The 17753-nt window shown below is 64.0% G+C and carries 13 protein-coding genes and 1 pseudogene; 6 read left to right on the top strand and 8 right to left on the bottom strand.

The genetic code is table 11. The features are described from left to right. Positions 1-14: 14 nt before the first annotated feature. Both LH475_RS01330 and LH475_RS01325 read right to left on the bottom strand, forming a co-directional pair. Entirely contained in the window at positions 15-935 is a 921-nt protein-coding gene (locus tag LH475_RS01330; RefSeq protein WP_196843710.1) for a DarT ssDNA thymidine ADP-ribosyltransferase family protein, read from the bottom strand. A gap of 75 nt (positions 936-1010) precedes the next feature. Beyond that, the gene (locus tag LH475_RS01325) at positions 1011-1520 is read right to left on the bottom strand and encodes an HAD-IA family hydrolase (protein ID WP_196843709.1); all 510 of its coding nucleotides are present in this window, start codon (positions 1518-1520) and stop codon (positions 1011-1013) included. A gap of 133 nt (positions 1521-1653) precedes the next feature. On the opposite strand from LH475_RS01325, the gene LH475_RS01320 reads away from it, so the two are divergent. Beyond that, positions 1654-2397, top strand: a complete 744-nt coding sequence (locus LH475_RS01320) for a sulfite exporter TauE/SafE family protein (protein WP_196843708.1) — start codon at positions 1654-1656, stop codon at positions 2395-2397. An 11-nt stretch (positions 2398-2408) separates the two neighbouring features. On the opposite strand, the gene LH475_RS01315 is transcribed toward LH475_RS01320, so the two are convergent. Next, positions 2409-3170 carry an endonuclease/exonuclease/phosphatase family protein gene (locus tag LH475_RS01315; protein ID WP_297412681.1) on the bottom strand — a complete coding sequence of 254 codons (762 nt, stop codon included), beginning with the start codon at positions 3168-3170 and terminating at the stop codon, positions 2409-2411. 480 nt (positions 3171-3650) lie between these two features. Between LH475_RS01315 and LH475_RS01310 the strand changes: the two genes are divergently transcribed. Then, complete coding sequence (locus tag LH475_RS01310) at positions 3651-4250, top strand: histidine phosphatase family protein (protein WP_196843706.1); 600 nt, start codon at positions 3651-3653, stop codon at positions 4248-4250. A gap of 243 nt (positions 4251-4493) precedes the next feature. Here the strand turns inward: LH475_RS01310 and LH475_RS01305 are convergent, their stop codons facing one another. Beyond that, positions 4494-4784: a hypothetical protein gene (locus tag LH475_RS01305; RefSeq protein ID WP_196843705.1), complete on the bottom strand. Its 291-nt coding sequence runs from the start codon at positions 4782-4784 to the stop codon at positions 4494-4496. Between the two features lie 63 nt (positions 4785-4847). Between LH475_RS01305 and LH475_RS01300 the strand changes: the two genes are divergently transcribed. The 3 genes from LH475_RS01300 (at position 4848) to LH475_RS01290 (ending at position 5874) form a co-directional block, all read left to right on the top strand. Next, positions 4848-5144 (top strand): hypothetical protein, encoded by a 297-nt coding sequence (locus LH475_RS01300; RefSeq protein ID WP_196843704.1) that lies wholly within the window; start codon positions 4848-4850, stop codon positions 5142-5144. Between the two features lie 49 nt (positions 5145-5193). Continuing rightward, positions 5194-5466, top strand: a complete 273-nt coding sequence (locus LH475_RS01295) for a glutaredoxin domain-containing protein (protein ID WP_196843703.1) — start codon at positions 5194-5196, stop codon at positions 5464-5466. Positions 5467-5550: 84 nt separating this feature from the next. Next, positions 5551-5874: a hypothetical protein gene (locus LH475_RS01290; RefSeq protein WP_196843702.1), complete on the top strand. Its 324-nt coding sequence runs from the start codon at positions 5551-5553 to the stop codon at positions 5872-5874. A gap of 134 nt (positions 5875-6008) precedes the next feature. On the opposite strand, the gene LH475_RS01285 is transcribed toward LH475_RS01290, so the two are convergent. The 4 genes from LH475_RS01285 to LH475_RS01270 form a co-directional block, all read right to left on the bottom strand. Next, positions 6009-10850, bottom strand: a complete 4842-nt coding sequence (locus tag LH475_RS01285; RefSeq protein WP_297412680.1) for an NAD-glutamate dehydrogenase — start codon at positions 10848-10850, stop codon at positions 6009-6011. 440 nt (positions 10851-11290) lie between these two features. Continuing rightward, a complete protein-coding gene (locus LH475_RS01280) occupies positions 11291-12196 on the bottom strand; it encodes a phospholipase (RefSeq protein WP_196843700.1) in 906 nt (301 codons plus the stop codon). A gap of 447 nt (positions 12197-12643) precedes the next feature. Further along, positions 12644-14323 carry an AarF/UbiB family protein gene (locus LH475_RS01275; RefSeq protein WP_196843699.1) on the bottom strand — a complete coding sequence of 560 codons (1680 nt, stop codon included), beginning with the start codon at positions 14321-14323 and terminating at the stop codon, positions 12644-12646. Positions 14324-14360: 37 nt separating this feature from the next. Further along, positions 14361-14906, bottom strand: coding sequence for a PadR family transcriptional regulator (locus LH475_RS01270; RefSeq protein ID WP_196843698.1), 546 nt, complete (start codon positions 14904-14906; stop codon positions 14361-14363). Positions 14907-15611: 705 nt separating this feature from the next. Between LH475_RS01270 and LH475_RS01265 the strand changes: the two are divergent. Next, positions 15612-17514: pseudogene (locus LH475_RS01265) on the top strand (amino acid transporter). Positions 17515-17753: the final 239 nt, after the last annotated feature.

The raw sequence follows: 17753 nt of genomic DNA, 5'->3' as shown, positions 1-17753 counted from the left end.
GCCGAAAAGGGACTCTACCGGGCGTCAGCGGACGTGTGGAACCACGGGGGGTAGACGGCGACCTTGGGCTTAAACGCGCTGGCTTCCAGGATGCCGCGCACGGTTGCGCGCACGTTGTCGTTGCACACGCCGATGAGCGTGATCAGCTCGATCGGCACGGCGTCGGGCACGAGCAGCTCTGCTTCGAGCATCATCGCGCCGTCGACTTCGGCGCGCAGGGTCTGCAGCATGCGCTCAGCGGTGGCCGGCGTGGCGCCGAACCGGGTCAGCGTGCCGGCGGCGTCACCGTTGGTGACGGCGACCACGCCGGGAACGAGGGGGGTGCCCTTGTTCCCGGCGGCAGCATCCGCCGTGGTTGGAGCGACGGCGGCGAGCCCGTCGTTGATCTTCTTGACCGTGCTCACGAGCATGACAAAGTCGAAGGCCTCGGATCCGTGTGCACCCAGGGCGAGGCGCGGGTCGGCCGCTTCGGCGCGAACGCTTTCCCACACCGTGGCATTCGGCGACAGGAAGAACGGCACGTACTCGGCAACGCTGCGGCCGTCGCCGGCGACGCGGGCGTCCCGCCGCGCGTCGCGAGTCGCCGGGGCGGAGATATCCACGGCCGGACGGGTCGTGAGGGCCTGGTTGGCAAGCAGACGTCCGCCCTGCAGAATCGCGGCAAGGTTGCTGATGTGGGTGAGGTGATACACGCGCTGCTCGTCGACGTTGTCGGTCGAGGCCTTTTCGGCGCGTACCGGGCGGGGTGCGCCGGCGACGCGAACCGGGCGAGCCGCAGCGGCGGGCCGCGCGGCCGCGGTCGGCAGCGGGTCGCGCAGCGAGGACAGCTTCGGAGCGCGGGTCTTCTTCACCGGTGTCGCGGGCTCAATGGGGGCTTTGGGATAGCACAGGGCGCACAATTGGCCCTCGAGTCCGTGGATGCATTCGTCGTCCAAGGGGTAAAACCTTTCGTTTCGCGGCTCGCGCCACTCGGCAAAGCCGAACGCACATACCGCCCATTAACGTTACGTTCATTTGGGGCGGAGCGGGGACCGTTCTTTGCTTTTCGGCGACACGAGCCGAACAATCAGTCCGTCGACGGTGACCTCCAGGACCAGGTGATCGAGCCCGGGTACGATCAGGTCGGCGTCGAGTTCGACGGCCGGGTAGGTTCCGGCAACGCCGATCGTTGTGCAGCCAGCCGCCCGACCGGCCTCTAACCCCGCGGGCGCATCCTCGATCACCAGGCACCGGCTCGGGTCGACGCCGAGACGCGCCGCTCCCGCCAGGAACGGTTCGGGGTTCGGCTTGCCGCAGGGCGTGTCGTCGAGTGCCACGATCACCCGCGGTGCCAGCAAAGCGGATGCCGCCAGCCGTGCGACGGCCAGTGGCCGTGCGCAGGACGTGACGATGGCGCGCCGACCTTCGGGCAGGCTGTTCAGGAGCGTGGAGTCGATGAGAGTGCCGTCCATGTCGAAGAGCACAGCATCGAAGACGCGTCCCCGCAGAACATTCTCGATGGCAAAACTGGGGTCGGGCATCCGCTGTCCCTTCGATGTGCCGGCTGGCTGTCGGTCGACATACCCACGGTAAGGCCACCCGTCAACAACTCGAAATTCGGTCTGGTTCGGGCCGGTATCGTGGACGGCAACAACAGAGCTGGGAGGCCGTACCGTGTGGACGACCGTTCTGGTGATTGCGGCCGTACTGATCGGCTCGAGCATGCAGCGCATCACCGGCATGGGGTTCGCCCTGGTCGCGGCCCCCTTTCTGGTTCTGCTGCTGGGACCGATTGACGGTGTCATCGTGGTCAACGTGTGTGGGGCGCTCACCGCCGGGGTGATTTTGATGCGCGTGTTCCGACACGTGGACTGGCGGCGCTACGGCATTCTGGCCGTATGCGCGGTGCTCGGCATCATCCCGGGCTCGTACGTGTTGCAGTTCGTGTCGGTGGCCTGGCTCGAAATCTCGATCGGCGTGCTCGTGGCCGCTGGCCTGACCATTTCGGTGAGTCTTGGCCGAGTTGTGGTGCGTGACCGGCTGAGTTTTCTCATGATGGCGGGCGTGACCAGCGGGTTGATGAACACGACAGCGGGCGTCGGCGGTCCGGCCGTGAGTATTTATGCCATCGCCACGGGCTGGCCGCAGCGATCCTTTGCCGCGACGATGCAGCCGTACTTTCTCACGATTGGGCTGGCGTCACTGACCTCGAAATTCGCCCTGGGTTCGGCCGAGGTACCGCAGCTACCCAACCTGGTCTGGGTTCTGATCGGCTGTGCCTGCCTTGTCGGCCTCATCGCCGGCGATCTGCTGACCACGGTGATCGAGCCGCACGTGGCCCGCCGCCTGCTCGTGATCGTGGCCTACCTCGGATCGTTCGCGACCATTGTGCGCGGAGTCCTCGAGCTATTCGCCTGATTCATTCGAACTCAGATGGTGAAGTCGACGCCCTCGACCGCCACCGACGCTGACTCGGCGGGATTAGCGAGGTGATGCGCGGCATCCGTTTGCATCATCTGCTTATGGGAATAGGTGGCCGTCACCAGAATGGGCATATGGTCGGAGGTGCCCTGCGGAAGGGTCTCGACGTTGGTGATCGCCAGGCCCATCGACGTCGCGAGGTCGAAGTGCCCGCGAAAGAACTTGTAGCGGGTGTAGGTGCGAGTGTCGCTGAGCGTGAGGTCGTAGCCGGACTGGTTCACTTTGTTGCCGAGCTTGCCCTGAAAGATCGGGTAGTTGTAGTCGCCGACCATGAGGGTCGGCAGACCGGGACCGAGGATGCTCAACTCTTCGTGGGCCGTGCGGATTTGGTTGCGGCGCAAGGAATTGAGCGCGGTCAACGGTGCTGCATGAAACGATGCGACGACGAGCTCTCGTTGGGCGACTTTGTCGATGAGGCGGGTGGCGATCAGGCGCTCGTGGGCGGGCGCGGCGAGGTGGTCGTGCAGGGACTTCTTCAGCGCGAAAGTCTGAGTCTTGATCGCCGTGAAGCGGTCTTTGCGGTAGTAAATGGCGAGACCGAGCCGGTTGCGCTGGGTGGAATCCGCCAGGTGCAGGTCGCCGACCTCGGCCGGCAGGTCGATGGTGTTGCATTCCTGGAGGCAGAGAATGTTGGGACTGTAACGCTCGGCCAGTGCGACGAGTTCGCCGCTGGCACGATTCTTGCGGAGGTTGTAACTAATGACCCTCATGGCACCCGTTTCAGACTTAATGGCTAGGCCTAAAGCCTACGACTCTCTCCGAGGTAGAGATTAAACATCCGGGGCCAGTTGGCACATGCGCAGGTGGTATCCAGCCTGGCGCCGAGAGCCGTGCGGTGCTTTTTAGCGCCGACGATGAACCTCGTCACGATGACGACGAGGCCGGCCGCGGAAAAAGTGATCGTCGTGTAGCCGAGAATGTCGGCCCCACGATCAGGGTCCGGATTCGGCCGGCATCGAGTCGGTCAGCCCGCGCCACACTCTGTTCCCCGACGACCGCCGTCTGCCCGCATCGACCTCGAGCACGAGGACCGGGGCGTTGCGTCGCGGGGCGACGAGGCTCCGCGCGTCTGCACCGACTTTATAAAGGTACCAGGAGGGGTGCCTGCTCCCCCGGTCGGGGCACGGCGTGCGGGTGAAACGTAGACTTGGGGCGCCGACTCGTGACTTCGGCGAACGTGAGGGAGTCGCATGACCCAGAATGACATCGTTCTTATTCGCCACGGCCAGACCGAGTGGAGCATCTCCGGCCAGCACACCGGGCGCACCGACGTTCCGCTGACCGATTTCGGTCGTCAGCAAGCGGATGCCCTCGGCGAGATGCTCGACGACGAACATTTCGACCGGGTCTACTCGAGTCCGCTCGTGCGCGCTTGGGAGACCATGGAACGAGCCGGCTATGGGGCCCAGGGCGAGGCGAACAGCGACGTGTTGGAGTGGGATTACGGGGTCTATGAGGGTCGCCGCACCGTGGACATCCGCTCGGAAATTGCGGGCTGGACCGTGTGGGGCAACCCGATTTTGGGCGGTGAATCCGTCGATGAAGTGGGAGCACGCGCCGACCTCGCCATCGAGGAATGTCTCGCGGCGGAGGGCCGGGTGGCCGTTTTCGCCCACGGACATTTTCTGCGCATCATGACCGCGCGCTGGATGGGTTTGCCCGCCAACGCCGGCAAGAGCCTCAGCCTTGGTACTGCGACCGTGTCGACCCTCGGCTGGGAGCGCGAGAACCGAGTGTTGCAGATGTGGAACGACGCCTGCCACCTGAGCTCAATGGACCCGATCGTCTAACCGCACGCCGAAGGGCCGGAGTACCCCGAGTCTGGGCTCAGATAGATTCTATTCATTGGAACCACTGTCGCGGGGGCGCACAAACGAATGTGCGGATTGCGCCCGGAGGGCACGCCGCGCTGTCGACGTCGGGCTCAGACGGCCGTCACGCTGCAGAGCAACACGGTCACCGCGCCCGTCGAGTATGACAGCTTCGACGAAGGCGCGGGTGACTTCTCATCACCCGCGCCTTCGTCGTTGAACTCAGCGCACCGGCACCCAGGTGCCCTTGACTCTCTCGGTGACCAGAGACGCCCGCAACGCGGCGACGACCCGCAGGTCGGCCACGACGTCGGCGCCGATCTGCACGGCCGACGCCGCGTCATCCGCTGTGAACCGAACCGTGACCCGTGCTGCGCCGGCGACGATCGAGAGGTCGGAGGCCTCCACGGTGGTGAATTCGGCGGCCTTGGCTGTGGCCCGCGGCACGACCGAGGCGGGCGCGGTTCCCGGATGCAGGGATTCGATACTCATGGTGACGCGATAAGAGGGCATGGTTTCAGGGTACGGGTACTGCTTTACTAAACATGTCCCTCATCACTTCACGTTCGGAGACCCATGACTTTCACTGCCACGATCGTTGCCCAGGTGCACTACACCAAGCCCGATGCCCTCTGGGCCATCGCCACCGCCCTCAGTACCCAGGTCGAGAACCCGGCAGGCGCGAACGCGTTCATTGCCCTGCCCGACCAGGGTCGGGTCGAGGTGGAGATTCCCAAGTTCGGCGAGAGCCTGCCGCTGACCATCGATGTTGTGGACGCGCGCGGCCAGGCCGAGGCGCGCGCGTCCGCCCAGAATATTCTGGATCTGTTGGAGCAGTCCACCGGCTGGCAGGTCGATCACCTGCACGACTGAAGCGGATGCCCACCCGTGGCACACAGGCGCGCCGCCTAGGCTCGTTGCTATGACTGAAACGACTGCCACCGCACCGCGCATCACGATGTATGGAGCCGAGTGGTGCGGCGATTGTCGTCGGTCCAAGTCGCTGCTCGACCGACTTGAAGTCGACTACCACTACGTCGACCTGCTGCTCGTCGAGGATGGCGCCGACCGCGCCCGGGCCATCAGCGGCCGCACCAACATTCCCGTCATCGTGTTTCCCGACGACACCCATATGGTTGAGCCGAGCGACGCCGAGGTGCGCACCAAGCTCACGCAGCTCGGCCGCATCAGCTGACCTGCGTCGCTGAACACACCTCCATGGGGGCCGTCATGGTTCGTGATACTGTCAGAAATCGCAGATACCTACGGGGGTCGCACCATGCATTCAACAGTCAGGCGGTCGACGCGGAGCGTTCCTATTTCTCTGTGGATCAGCACGGTACTCTTCGTGCTCTACAGCGTGCTCGGAGTCACCGTCTGCCTCGAAGTGCGCAACGATGTCCTCAATATCATTGCTCTGTTGACCGTGTCTCCGCTGATGTTCGTGGGCATGGTCATCTCCGTGGTCGACATCGTGCGCACCCGTAAGCGCGATGATGCCGACCAGGCCTACACCCGGCTGCAGTGGGTGGGCCTCGCACTCATGGTCGCGGCAATGCCGCTCTGGATGGCTATCGCCATCGCGATCGCCTCGCTGCCGTAACCCGCATTCAGCGCCAGCGATCCCGGTATCGGTTGGTAGTGGCCGACAGAAAGAAATCCGATGCGTTTCATACGGTGTTCAGGCAAGAAGGGGCGCGCCAGGTGTGCGCCCCTTCTCGCAGTACGATCCGGCCGTTAGCGGCGCACGATGGAACGCAGCAGACGCACGGCGACCGAGAGCGACGCCATGTCGTCTTGCGCGAGGGCGTTGACCTCTTCGAACACACTGCGAGCCCGGCCGAGCTGTTCGGCATTGAGCTCCTCCCAGGCGAGGAGTCGCTCGTCGGCAGCGCCGGCGTCCGTTTCGTCGAGTACGGACCTGGCCATATCGGCGACGGTCGAGTACAGGTCGTCGCGCAGTGCGGCGCGGGCGAGGGCCTGCCAGCGGTCCTTGCGCGGTAGCTTGGTGATGCGCTCGAGCAGGTTGTCGATACCGAAACGGTTGTACACCGTGTAATAAATTGCGGCGACCTCGGTGACCTGCACGTTGGCCCGCGCCGCGACCTTGGCCACGTCGAGCAGCGCGTACGCCTCGAACAACTCGGACCAGCGACGACCGAGGTCGTCGGGCAGGCCCCACTCCCGGGCCTTGTCTTCCTGCGTTTCGAGGCGTTTGAGGTCGGTGCCTTGCAGGTACTCGCCGAGGTGCGCGCGCATGAGCGCAATCTGCGGCTTGTACCTGGCGACCACCGCGCCGACCGGCATGGTTCCGCCGTGGTTCACCTGCCAGCGCACCGCGCGGTCGAGCAGCCGGCGAATGTCGAGGTGGATCGCCGTCCACTTCTCGGTCGGGAACGACGACGGCAGCGCGTTGAGCTCATCGACCATCGTGTCGAGTTCGAAGACCTCGCGCAGGGCTACGAAGGCGCGCGCGATCGTCGCTTGGTTGGCCGAGGTCTCTTCCATCGTGCGGAAGGCGAAGGTGATGCCGCCGAGGTTGATCATGTCGTTCGCGACGACCGTCGCGATGATCTCTCGGCGAAGCGGATGCGTATCCAGCTCGGCATCGAAACGTTTCGACAAATGGGTCGGGAAGTACCGGCGCAGGGTGCTGCCGAACCAAGGATCATCGGCCAGATCGCTGTCGCGCAGCGCGGTGGCCAGCTCGATCTTGGCGTATGCGGCGAGCACGCTCAGTTCCGGGCTGGTCAGTCCCTGACCGCGGTCGAGACGCTCCCGCAGCGTGGCCGTCGTCGGCAGGGCCTCAAGCTCGCGCTGCAGATCACCCGATTCTTCGAGCCAGTTCATGAGGCGCTCGTAGCTCGGGCTCCAGTTGTTCACGAGCACCCGGTCGTTGAGCAGCAGAATGTTCTGGTCGACGTTGTCGACGAGAACGAGCCGCCCGACCTCGTCGGTCATCTCGGCGAGGAACTCGGCCCGTTCGGCCGGATCCAGCTTGCCAGCGGCGACCATGCGGTCCACGAATATTTTGATGTTGACTTCATGGTCGGAGCAGTCCACGCCGGCCGAGTTGTCAATCGCGTCGGTGTTGAGGATGACGCCGGCGAGCGCGGCTTCGATGCGTCCGAGCTGGGTGAAGCCGAGGTTGCCGCCCTCCCCCACGACCTTGACGCGCAGGTCCTTGCCGTCAACCCGAATGCCGTCGTTGGCCTTATCGCCGACCTGCGCGGCGGTTTCGCTGCGCGCCTTGACGTAGGTGCCGATACCGCCGTTGTAGAGAAGGTCGGTGGGTGCCAGCAGAATCGCACGCAGCAACTCGGGCGGGCTCAGCTGAGCGGTCCCCTCGGGCAACCCGAGCACGACCTGCACCTCGGCCGAGATCGGAACAGCCTTGGCCTGGCGGGGATACACTCCGCCGCCGTCACTGATCAGGTCGGTGGAGTAGTCCGCCCACGAGGAACGCGGCAGTTCGAACAACCGGGCACGTTCGACAAAGGAAAGGGCCGGGTCGGGATTGGGGTCGAGAAAAATATGCCGGTGGTCGAAGGCCGCGACGAGCTTGGTGTGCTTCGACAGCAGCATGCCGTTGCCGAACACATCGCCCGACATGTCGCCGACGCCAACAACGGTGAAGTCTTCGGTCTGGGTGTCAACGCCGAGTTCGCTGAAGTGACGTTTGACCGACTCCCAGGCGCCCTTGGCGGTGATGCCCATCTCCTTGTGGTCATAGCCGACCGAGCCACCGGAGGCGAAAGCGTCACCGAGCCAGAAACCATACTCGGCGGCCAGCCCGTTGGCGATATCCGAGAACGACGCTGTGCCCTTGTCAGCGGCGACGACGAGATAGCTGTCGTCATCGTCGTGCCGCACCACGCGGTGCGGTGCCACGACGTGTTCGCCGTCGGCCTCGGCGACCAGGTTGTCGGTCAGGTCGAGCAACCCGCGAATGAAGGTCTTGTAGCTGTCGATGCCCTCGGCCATCCAGACCGCACGATCAACGCCGGGGTCGGGAAGCCTCTTGGCAAAGAACCCGCCCTTAGCGCCCGTGGGCACGATGACGGCGTTCTTGACCGTTTGTGCCTTGACCAGGCCGAGCACCTCGGTGCGGAAATCTTCACGACGGTCCGACCAGCGCAGCCCGCCGCGGGCAACCTTGCCAAAACGCAGGTGCACGCCCTCAACCCGCGGCGAGTACACCCAGATCTCGTACATCGGCTTGGGCGAGGGCATCTGCTCGATCTGCGATGGGTCGAGTTTGATGCTCAGATACGGCTTGTACTGAAAGAAGTTCGTGCGCAGTGACGCCTCGATCAGGGTGACAAGCGTGCGCAGCACCCGGTCGGCGTCGAGGGTGGCCACCTGCTCCATGGCGACCCGAAGCTGCTCGCGCACAACGGCGACGCGGAGAATCCGCTCGTCATCGGCGAGGTCGGGGTCGAACCGGGCCTCGAACAGGGCCACGAGGCCGCTCGTGACGGCCGGGTTGGCCAGCAGTGCGTTTGCCACGAAGCCATAGGAGTTGGTGTTGCCGATCTGGCGCAGGTACTTGGCGTAGCTGCGCAGAATGATCACGCGGTGCCAGGGCATGCCATCTTGCAACACCAGGCGGTCTAGGCTGTCGGATTCGATGGCTCCGCTGATGGCCGCGCCAAAGGAATCGGCCAGCAGCATGCCGGTCGCAACCGGGTCGACTCCGGCCGGGTAGTGCAGGCCAAGGTCGTACAGGTAGAAACGATGCCCGTCGGTGGTCTGAATTTCGAACGGAACCTCATCAAGCACCTCAAGCCCTAAGTTCTGCAGAAATGGCAGAATCTGGCTGAGGCTCTTCGGTTCGGTCATGTAGAGCTTGATGCGCGCATCTTCGTCGGGGTCGCCGGCGGTCTTCGGCAGGTATACGTGCAGCCCAGGGCGGGTATGTGCGCCAGCGGATGCCCCCACCTGCTCGGTGCAGGCCTCGAATCGCCCAATGTCTTCGAGGGCGTCGGTGATTTCGTAGTCGACCCGGTAGCTGTCGGGAAAAGCGTCGGCCCACACGTTCGACAGGCGCTCGGCCTCTTCAACCGAGTGCGTTCCGCGCAGTTCGTCGCTGATACCCTCGGGCCAGGACCGCACGGCCATGGCCAGGCGGTGTTCCAGCGCTGCAGCATCGACGGAGTCGGTCGAGACGTCTTTAGGCAGGCGGATGCGATAGAACAGTCGCGCAAGCGCCGATTCGGTCATGCGCGCCTCGAAGTCAAGCGACTCCGAGTTGAACGTCTCTTGCAGTTCCTTTTCGATGCGCAGCCGCACGGCGGTGTTGTATCGGTCTCGCGGCAGGTAGACCAGTGCCGACATGAAGCGGCCGTAGATGTCGGGCCGCAGGAACAGGCGGGTACGACGACGTTCCTGCAGACGTTGAATGGCGAGCGACGCGGTGACCAGCGCGGGCACCTCGATCTGGAACAGTTCGTCACGCGGGTAGGTTTCCATGATGCCGAGCAGGTCTTTGCCGCTGTGCGACTCGGGCGGAAAACCGACCTCGGTCATGACAGCCTTGACCTTTTCGCGCAGCACCGGCACGGCCGTGACCGAGCTGGTGTAGGCGCTCGCGGCGAACAGTCCGATGAAGCGCTGCTCACCGTTGACCTGGCCGGCGGCATCGAAACTCTTGATACCGATGTAGTCGAAGTAGGCGGGACGGTGCACGGTGGACCGGGAATTGGCCTTGGTGATCACCAGAGCCGTGCGTTCGCGCGCTTTCTGACGGCCGGCATCCGTTAGATGCTGGATCTGGTGTCGGTCGTCGGCGGACCGTAGCAAGCCAAGGCCGCTGCCCTCGACGAGGGTGAGCACGTCTTCGCCATCGAGCGTCTCGAGGTTGTATTCGCGGTAGCCGAGAAAGGTGAAGTTGCCCTCGTCGAGCCAGTGCAGCAGCTGTTGGGTTTGGTGGAGGTCCTTGATCTGCTCGGCGCCAGCGACCGTGTCAAGGGAGTTGGCGATCTGCATGGCCTTGGTACGCATGAGCGGCCAGTCTGCGACGGCGGCGCGCACGTCGCCGAGAACGGCGGTGAGCCCGGCAATGAGGCTGTCCTGTTCGCCGTCGCCCGCGCTGTCGATCTCGATGGCGATCCAGGATTCGAGGTGTGAGGCGTCATCACCGATCGCGATGAGATGGGCAATGTTCGGCATGGCCGAGGTGTCACCGCTGGAGACGCCGGCGCTGGCCGGGATGCGGTTGATGTCGACAAGTTCGTTCGTGGCCTTGCTGCGGGCGACGATCAGCAGGGGGTGCACGACCAGGTGGATGGCCGAATGCTGGCGCACCAACTCGGCCGTGACCGAATCAACGAGGAATGGCATGTCGTCCGTGACGATATAGACGACACTGCGACCGGATTCATTGTGAATCTCGATGGTCGCCGTCTTCGGCACCCGACGCTGCGCAACCTGCCAGTGCGCTCGCGCCCGAGCTTCGAGAAGCTTCGAGGTGTAGTTCGCCGCATCTTCGTCTGTTAAATGCTCGTAGTAATCAACTATGAACGTTTCGAGCGTGGGATCTAACGGGGACAGACCCGTTCGGGTGAAACCAGACGACATCGAAAAAACGCCTCCATCAAATTCATCGTCGTGCGAGTGCGGCACGCTTGGGCTCACAAACTACCGGCTACCGCCGACATCCCCCGGGTGGGAATCTGGCACGGCGATGACCGGGCAGCCAACGAACAACAACCACAGACGAAATACGTGTGCAGGGTTCCTGCAACGGGCACGTCGGTGTGCCTCGCCGAACTCAATCATGGAGATCCCTTACCAACCCATCGTAGCGCCGGGCCCTGCACCCCGGCCGTACCGCCGCAGAACCTGCGGACTACCGCAACAAAATCGCCTGCGCATCGTCGATTCGGTCATGGCCGGGTTGTGAATGGCCGAGATCCTCACTCCGCCGACAAGAATTTTTTACGATAAGGCACGTTCGCGTTATTCCGGGCGACTGCAGCTGATCCTGCAGTCGACCGGTACGTCACCGTCGCCGCTGGTTAATACCAGCCGACGGACTGCGAGTGCGACCAGGCGGCGCACGGCGTTCCGTAGGAGGAGGCCTTGATGTAGCCGAGGCCCCAACTGATCTGTGTGGTGGCGTTGGTGGCCCAGTCGTTGCCGGCCGACGCCATCTTGCTGCCGGGTAGCGCCTGGGGAATGCCGGTCGCGCCACTGCTCGAGTTCATGGCCGCGTAGTTCCAGCCGGATTCTTTCTGCCACAACCGGTCGAGGCAGCTGAACTGATCCTCGCCCCAGCCGTACTGCGAGCCCGCCATAGCGCGTGCTGTGGCACGGGCACCCTCGACGCTGTTACCTCCGGCGAGGGATTGCACGAGAGTGGTTTTAGCAGCGGCTTCAGCGGCGGCTTGAGCGGCAGCTTGAGCGGCAGCTTGAGCGGCAGCAGCGGCAGCAGCCGCCGCCGCAGCCTCAGCGGCGACACGGTCGACTTCAGCCGTGGCGGCAGAGACCGACGCGGTCTCAACCTTCGCCGCGGCCGTGAGTGACTCCAGCTGGTCGATCGGCAGGATTTCGTAGCTGGCCAGGGAACTGGCTACCGAGGTGAGGGCCGTGGCATCCACTTTGCTTTGGCTCGCAGCGATCACCACGGTGGCGGCGTTCAGGGCAGCGGATGCGCTGTCGCGCGTGATCGACTCACCGCGCTTCGCGTAGAAGTCGAGTTGGTCGCTCTGGCGACCGGTGCTGTCGGAGAGGGCGGTCGTGGCGGCGATGCTGTCCTGCTTGGCATCGGCCGACTGGGCGGCGAATCCGCTGCCGGCGACGAGGCCGGCGATAACGAGTACGGCCCCGGTGGCAACGGCAACCTCGTGCCGACGGGTGCGGGGCTTACGGGGCTTACGGTGGTTTCGGGGGGCGAGGGGCGACTCACTGTTTTTTGGGCGCATGTCCTTCATCTGGCGCGAGAGATGGACGCTAGGTACGCCCGTTCGCTGGGTTCTGGGCCCGTGCACGTCGGGTTGGCGCGGGCGAATCCGCCAGCATGCCCCGCCTGTTTGAACAAATCCTCACGATTTTCTCCGAAACCCCTGACTTTCGGTCACACGCAATCTTTCATGACATACTCCGCATTTGAAATGTGCTTTCATACTGGCGAAATCAGGCGATTTAGCTGGTCAACGTCAAATTGGCCGGTAGAAATTACCGGAGCGAGCACGGCCACAAGGCCCAAAAAAAAATGCGGTAATCTTTCGCGGCGAGAGCGAGCAAGCTCCCGACACGGCACCAAAAGTTCACCCAGTGCGCGGGCATCGCCGACCTCGTCTGCCGCGACGACGACGGCAGCCTCGTGAACGTGGATTTCAGGACCAGTATCAGCCTCGCACACCCATCACTCAGAGGCCGCGGCGACCCGTCAACAGGGCGTGCAGCAGCGGGGCGACCGACGCGATCATCAGCACCGTGCCGAGCACCGCGTCATCCGCTCGTAGCAGCACACCAGCGATGAGCAGTGCTCCGAACAGGAGCGCTGACACCGTTTGCCGTGTGGTGCGCTCGAGTTGGACGACCCGTTTCTCCAGGCCCGGGTTTGCGACCGCCACGGAGCCGTCCTCGAATCGGGTGATGAGCGCATCGAGCCGCTTCGGCAGACGAAATGCGATGCCCGCGGTCTCCAACGCTTGCTTCGCGAAGTCCTGCACCAGGTTGCCGCCCTCATCACGCAGCAGCTGCGCCGCATAGGGCTCGACGGAGTCCCAGAGGTTGAACGCGGGATTGAGCGCACTGCACACCCCGGAGGTGAGGGACATCGCCCGAATAATGAGCAGGAAGTTCTCCGGCAGCTGAAACGGCAGCGATCGCACCACAGCACCGAACTGCACCGCGAAGTCGCGGAACTCCCGTGGGTCCACTTCGCGCAGCTCGGCAAAACCCATGCCACCAAACCGAGCGAACAGCTGCGTCATCGCCCGCTCGAGTTGCGTCGTCTCCGCCGAAGGAAGAAGCACACCCACGTCCCGCATCGCATTCACCAGACCGCGCCCATCGCGTGAGGCTGCAGCGATCAGCAGCTTGCGCAGGCCGCTTCTTGTGCCGGTAGAGACCTCGCCCATCATGCCGAAGTCGATGAACGTCAGCTTCCATGGGCGCCCAGCAGGCCCGTCGGCGACCGGGGTGACAAAGACGTTACCGGGATGCGGATCGGCGTGGAAGAAACCCTTCGTGAACAGCTGGTCGAACATGACCGCCGCGAAGACCGGGGCCACCCCCGCCGGGTCGATGCCCGCCGCGACCAAGCCGTCCACATCCGTGATCTTGATCGCCGTCACGTCCTCCAGGGTGAGCACGCGGCGAGTGGTGCGCTCCCAGACGACAACGGGCACGCTCACCCGGTCGTCGTCGGCAAAAACTTCCGCGAAGCGCTCGGAGTTCGCAGCCTCATGCAGGTAGTCGATCTCTTCGAGGCTGGTCTGCGCGAACTCCTCAACCAGCGCAGGCATGTCCACACGGTTGGACACCAGTCGCACATGGCTGAGCCACCCGCCCACCTTCCGCAGTGCGGCCAGGTCGACATCGATGATCTCATCGATGCCCGGTCGCTGCACCTTGATGATGACTTCGTCGAGCCCGGTGTCGGCAGCATCGACCGGGGAGAGTCGGGCTCGGTGCGCCTGCCCGAGAGAGGCCGCAGCAACCGGGATCTCGTCGACCATCGTAAACGCGCGATCGAGCGGCATGCCCAGCTCCGCTTCGGCGACCGCGCGGATCGCCGCGAACGATACAGGAGCCACCTCGTCTTGCAGCCCCTCGAGTTCGGTGGTGATCTCGGGCGGGAGCACGTCGAGACGTGACGACATGAACTGCCCGACCTTGATCATGAGGCCGCCGAGGTCGGCCGCCAGCACATGAAAACCCTTCGCGAAGCGTCGCATCCGCTTTGATCGTGTGCGCTTGGCAATCTTCACCAGCCCGATGCGAGGGAGGAACAGCTCGAACCACCACGTTATCGCGAGATTCCAGCCGGCAAAACGCAGAATGCGGCGGTAACGGGCGCGGGTGTTTCCCGCGCCCGACATCGAATCGGTTCGACCTCGACGAGCCGATGGCACCCCGTCAGTCCTGAGCGAGGATCGAGTAGAGCCGACGACGCGCCTCGTCGAGCACCGTGACGGCCTGCTGAATCTGCTCCGGCGAGCCGGTACGACCCACCTGGGCCGCCGCCTGGGCGAGCTCGACGCCCGCCTTGGGCAGAGCCGCGAAGCCATGGCCGGGAGTTGCGCCCGCTGACCCCCACGGCGCTGTCGTGTCGGCGTCAGCGACAGCTTCGCGACCCTCATCGGTCAGTGAGTAGATTTTGCGGCCGTTGGACTCTTCGGCGCTGATGAGGCCCTCATCGGCCAGCAACTGCAGGGTCGGGTAGACCGAGCCCGCACTGGGCTTCCAGCTGCCGCCGCTGCGCTCCTCGATTTCGTGAATGATCTGGTAGCCGTGCATCGGCTGCTCAGCGAGCAGCGCCAGCACCGCCGTGCGCACTTCGCCGCGACCGGCTCGGGTGCCCGTTTGCTTCTCGAACCGTGAGCGCAACTGCTCCATCGCCTGCCACATGCCTTCAATGCTATTACCAGCGCCGAACCCGCCTGTCGGGAATGAACTGCCCATGATTGCCTCCTTTGTGTGAACCGCGAACGATATACAACGATACTCAACGATAGGTGGCGATGCGGTCGAGCGATACAAACAAACGGATGTTCTGTGCCGGCTCCCAGCGTCACTTTCAGAAGTCGACTGCACCGCCCATGGAGAGCGAGGGCCGCGGGGCGGGCACACGTCGAACTAAAAGTTTCCAACATCATGCCATCGGAGAGCACTGGCGAATCGCAGTGGCCGGGCGAGTATCAGGCCGCTGATGAGGCTGGCGAAGGCGACCGGGAACGCAATCAGGGCGCTGAGATGGGGAAGGTCGGAAGGGCAGAAAATGAGGGTCTTCCCGGCACGGACTTGAGTGAGGGGCAAGCTGCACCCCTCGACCATGTCGAGACCAGGACACTGGAGTCCGAGAACATCGTACGACCTGGCTGTACGGCCTTCCGCTGGTCGTACGCTGGCGAGTATGACGGTTGGTCGAGTGACGGCGCGCCAGGGCATCCCGACTCCTTGCGCGTATGCATCTTCGCGGCCTCGAACGCGAAATTTGGACGCTTGAGGGCTACCTCAAGCTCCCCTGAGCCTGTTCAATTCAAAAACGCAGCGATTGACGGAGATTTGATCTGGTGTGACTGGCTAGAGAAAGTTGTTTGTGTCGCCTCGGAGTAGTGTTTGCGGGTGATCAACTCTCGCGCTGTCTCCGACGGCATCCGCACCTGGATGCTCAAGGGCCTCGTCAACGAGCGCGCCGATCACGTGGGTCCCCACGCCGCCACGGTCGAGAAGACGCATTCCTGGTGGCGGGTGATGTGCCTGACCGGGGTTGACTATTTCTCCACCCTCGGGTACCAGCCGGCCATCGCGGCCCTCGCGGCCGGTTTGCTGTCGCCGATCGCGACCATCGTGTTGGTCGCCTTGACTCTTCTGGGTGCCCTGCCGGTGTATCGACGGGTTGCACAGGAGAGCTTCAACGGGTCTGGTTCGATCCAGATGCTGGAACGCCTGTTGCCGTGGTGGGCCGGGAAGCTCTTCGTGCTCGTCCTGCTCGGGTTCGCCGCCACGGACTTCATGATCACCATCACCCTGTCGGCGGCAGACGCCACGGCCCACGCGATCGAGAACCCGTTCGCTCCCTCCTGGATGCACGGTCAGGAGGTGCTGGTCACCCTGTTCCTGGTCGCGCTGCTCGGCCTCGTATTCCTCCGTGGTTTCAAGGAAGCCATCGGCATCGCCGTCGTGCTCGTGGCGATCTACCTGCTCCTCAATCTCGTAGTGATCCTGGTCTCCATCGGACACGTTGCCGGGCACGCTGCCCTGATCACGGACTGGTGGGCAGCGCTCACCGCGCAACATGGCAATCCGCTCGTCATGGTCGGAATTGCCCTGATCGTGTTCCCGAAGCTGGCGCTGGGCCTGTCCGGCTTCGAGACCGGGGTCGCCGTCATGCCGCACGTGACGGGCGACGCCAGCGACACCGAAAAGAACCCCGCCGGCCGGATCCGCGACACCAAGCGCCTACTCACCACGGCGGCGCTCATCATGAGCGGCTTCCTCATCACCTCAAGCATCGTCACGACCCTGCTCATCCCGCAGAAGGACTTCCAACCCCGGCGGACCGGCCAACGGTCGTGCCCTCGCGTATCTCGCACACGAATACCTCGGACCGGTTTTCGGATCCATCTACGACATCAGTACCATCTGCATCCTGTGGTTTGCCGGCGCGTCGGCGATGGCCGGTCTCCTCAACCTTGTTCCCCGCTACCTGCCGCGGTACGGGATGGCGCCCCAGTGGGCCAGGGCCGTCCGCCCGCTCGTCCTGGTCTTCATCGGCATCGCATTCCTGATCACCGTGGTCTTCCAGGCGAACGTCGACGCCCAGGGCGGCGCGTACGCCACCGGAGTGCTCGTGCTGATGACGTCCGCCTCCGTCGCCGTGACACTCTCGGCCTGGCACAAGCAGCAGCGCTGGCACACCCTCGGGTTCGGCGTCATCACCCTGATCCTGACCTACACGACGGTCGCCAATGTCTTTGAACGTCCGGAGGGCGTCCGGATCGCCGGACTCTTCATTCTCGCCATCATGACGACCTCGATCCTCTCCCGCGTCCGGCGCTCGTTCGAGCTGCGGGCGACCTCCGTCGTGCTGGATTCCAGCGCGCTCGACTACGTCATGTCGGATGCCGAGGAGTACGACGTCATCAGGATCATCTCGCACGAGCCCGATGAGGACACCGAGGCCGAGTACCGGAACAAGAGCCGCGACGAACGTCGCTTCGGACATATCCCGCCCGGGTCACCGATCATATTTCTCGAGGTGCACCCCTCCGACTCATCCGATTTCGAAGAGGACCTGCTCGTGCGCGGAGTCGCCAAGCACGGGTACCGCGTGCTCCAGGTAACGAGTGGCAACGTGCCGAACACGATCGCCTCCGTGTTGCTTGAGATCCGCGACCAGACCGGACTGATCCCGGAGATCTATTTCGAGTGGACGCAGGGCAACCCGATCTCCAACATGTTCAAGTTCCTGTTCACCGGCCTCGGCGAAATCGCCCCCGTCACTCGCAAAGTGTTGCGCGAATCGGAACCCAACGCCAAACGACGACCGCACATCCACGTCAGCTGATCACGATGATCTGCGTAGAATCCTGACGCGGGAAGCAGTTCTCGCAGTCAGCGGCGTCGTGTGGCCCGCGCAACACTTCGCGAGAACTTCGATCGGGCACGCGAAAAGCGAATCACCGGTATAGACCGTCCGAAACTGCCCATGAGAGTCATCCCACCGGCCGTTGAAGCGACACGCCCGCCTTCGGTGGCGTACTTGCAGTTGCTCCACTCCCACGGTTCCGGACGGAATCCGACCCG

Source organism: Cryobacterium sp., from assembly GCF_026786305.1.
Classification (GTDB): domain Bacteria; phylum Actinomycetota; class Actinomycetes; order Actinomycetales; family Microbacteriaceae; genus Cryobacterium.
This window is presented reverse-complemented; position numbering and strand designations above follow the sequence as displayed.

What these genes read in the sequence shown, in the direction of transcription:
- LH475_RS01315 (WP_297412681.1), bottom strand. Translation starts at nt 3,170, where the DNA reads ATGAGGGTCATTAGTTACAACCTCCGCAAGAATCGTGCCAGCGGCGAA.
- LH475_RS01300 (WP_196843704.1), top strand. Translation starts at nt 4,848, where the DNA reads ATGACTTTCACTGCCACGATCGTTGCCCAGGTGCACTACACCAAGCCC.
- LH475_RS01280 (WP_196843700.1), bottom strand. Translation starts at nt 12,196, where the DNA reads ATGCGCCCAAAAAACAGTGAGTCGCCCCTCGCCCCCCGAAACCACCGT.
- LH475_RS01285 (WP_297412680.1), bottom strand. Translation starts at nt 10,850, where the DNA reads ATGTCGTCTGGTTTCACCCGAACGGGTCTGTCCCCGTTAGATCCCACG.
- LH475_RS01290 (WP_196843702.1), top strand. Translation starts at nt 5,551, where the DNA reads ATGCATTCAACAGTCAGGCGGTCGACGCGGAGCGTTCCTATTTCTCTG.
- LH475_RS01310 (WP_196843706.1), top strand. Translation starts at nt 3,651, where the DNA reads ATGACCCAGAATGACATCGTTCTTATTCGCCACGGCCAGACCGAGTGG.
- LH475_RS01270 (WP_196843698.1), bottom strand. Translation starts at nt 14,906, where the DNA reads ATGGGCAGTTCATTCCCGACAGGCGGGTTCGGCGCTGGTAATAGCATT.
- LH475_RS01305 (WP_196843705.1), bottom strand. Translation starts at nt 4,784, where the DNA reads ATGCCCTCTTATCGCGTCACCATGAGTATCGAATCCCTGCATCCGGGA.
- LH475_RS01295 (WP_196843703.1), top strand. Translation starts at nt 5,194, where the DNA reads ATGACTGAAACGACTGCCACCGCACCGCGCATCACGATGTATGGAGCC.
- LH475_RS01325 (WP_196843709.1), bottom strand. Translation starts at nt 1,520, where the DNA reads ATGCCCGACCCCAGTTTTGCCATCGAGAATGTTCTGCGGGGACGCGTC.
- LH475_RS01275 (WP_196843699.1), bottom strand. Translation starts at nt 14,323, where the DNA reads ATGTCGGGCGCGGGAAACACCCGCGCCCGTTACCGCCGCATTCTGCGT.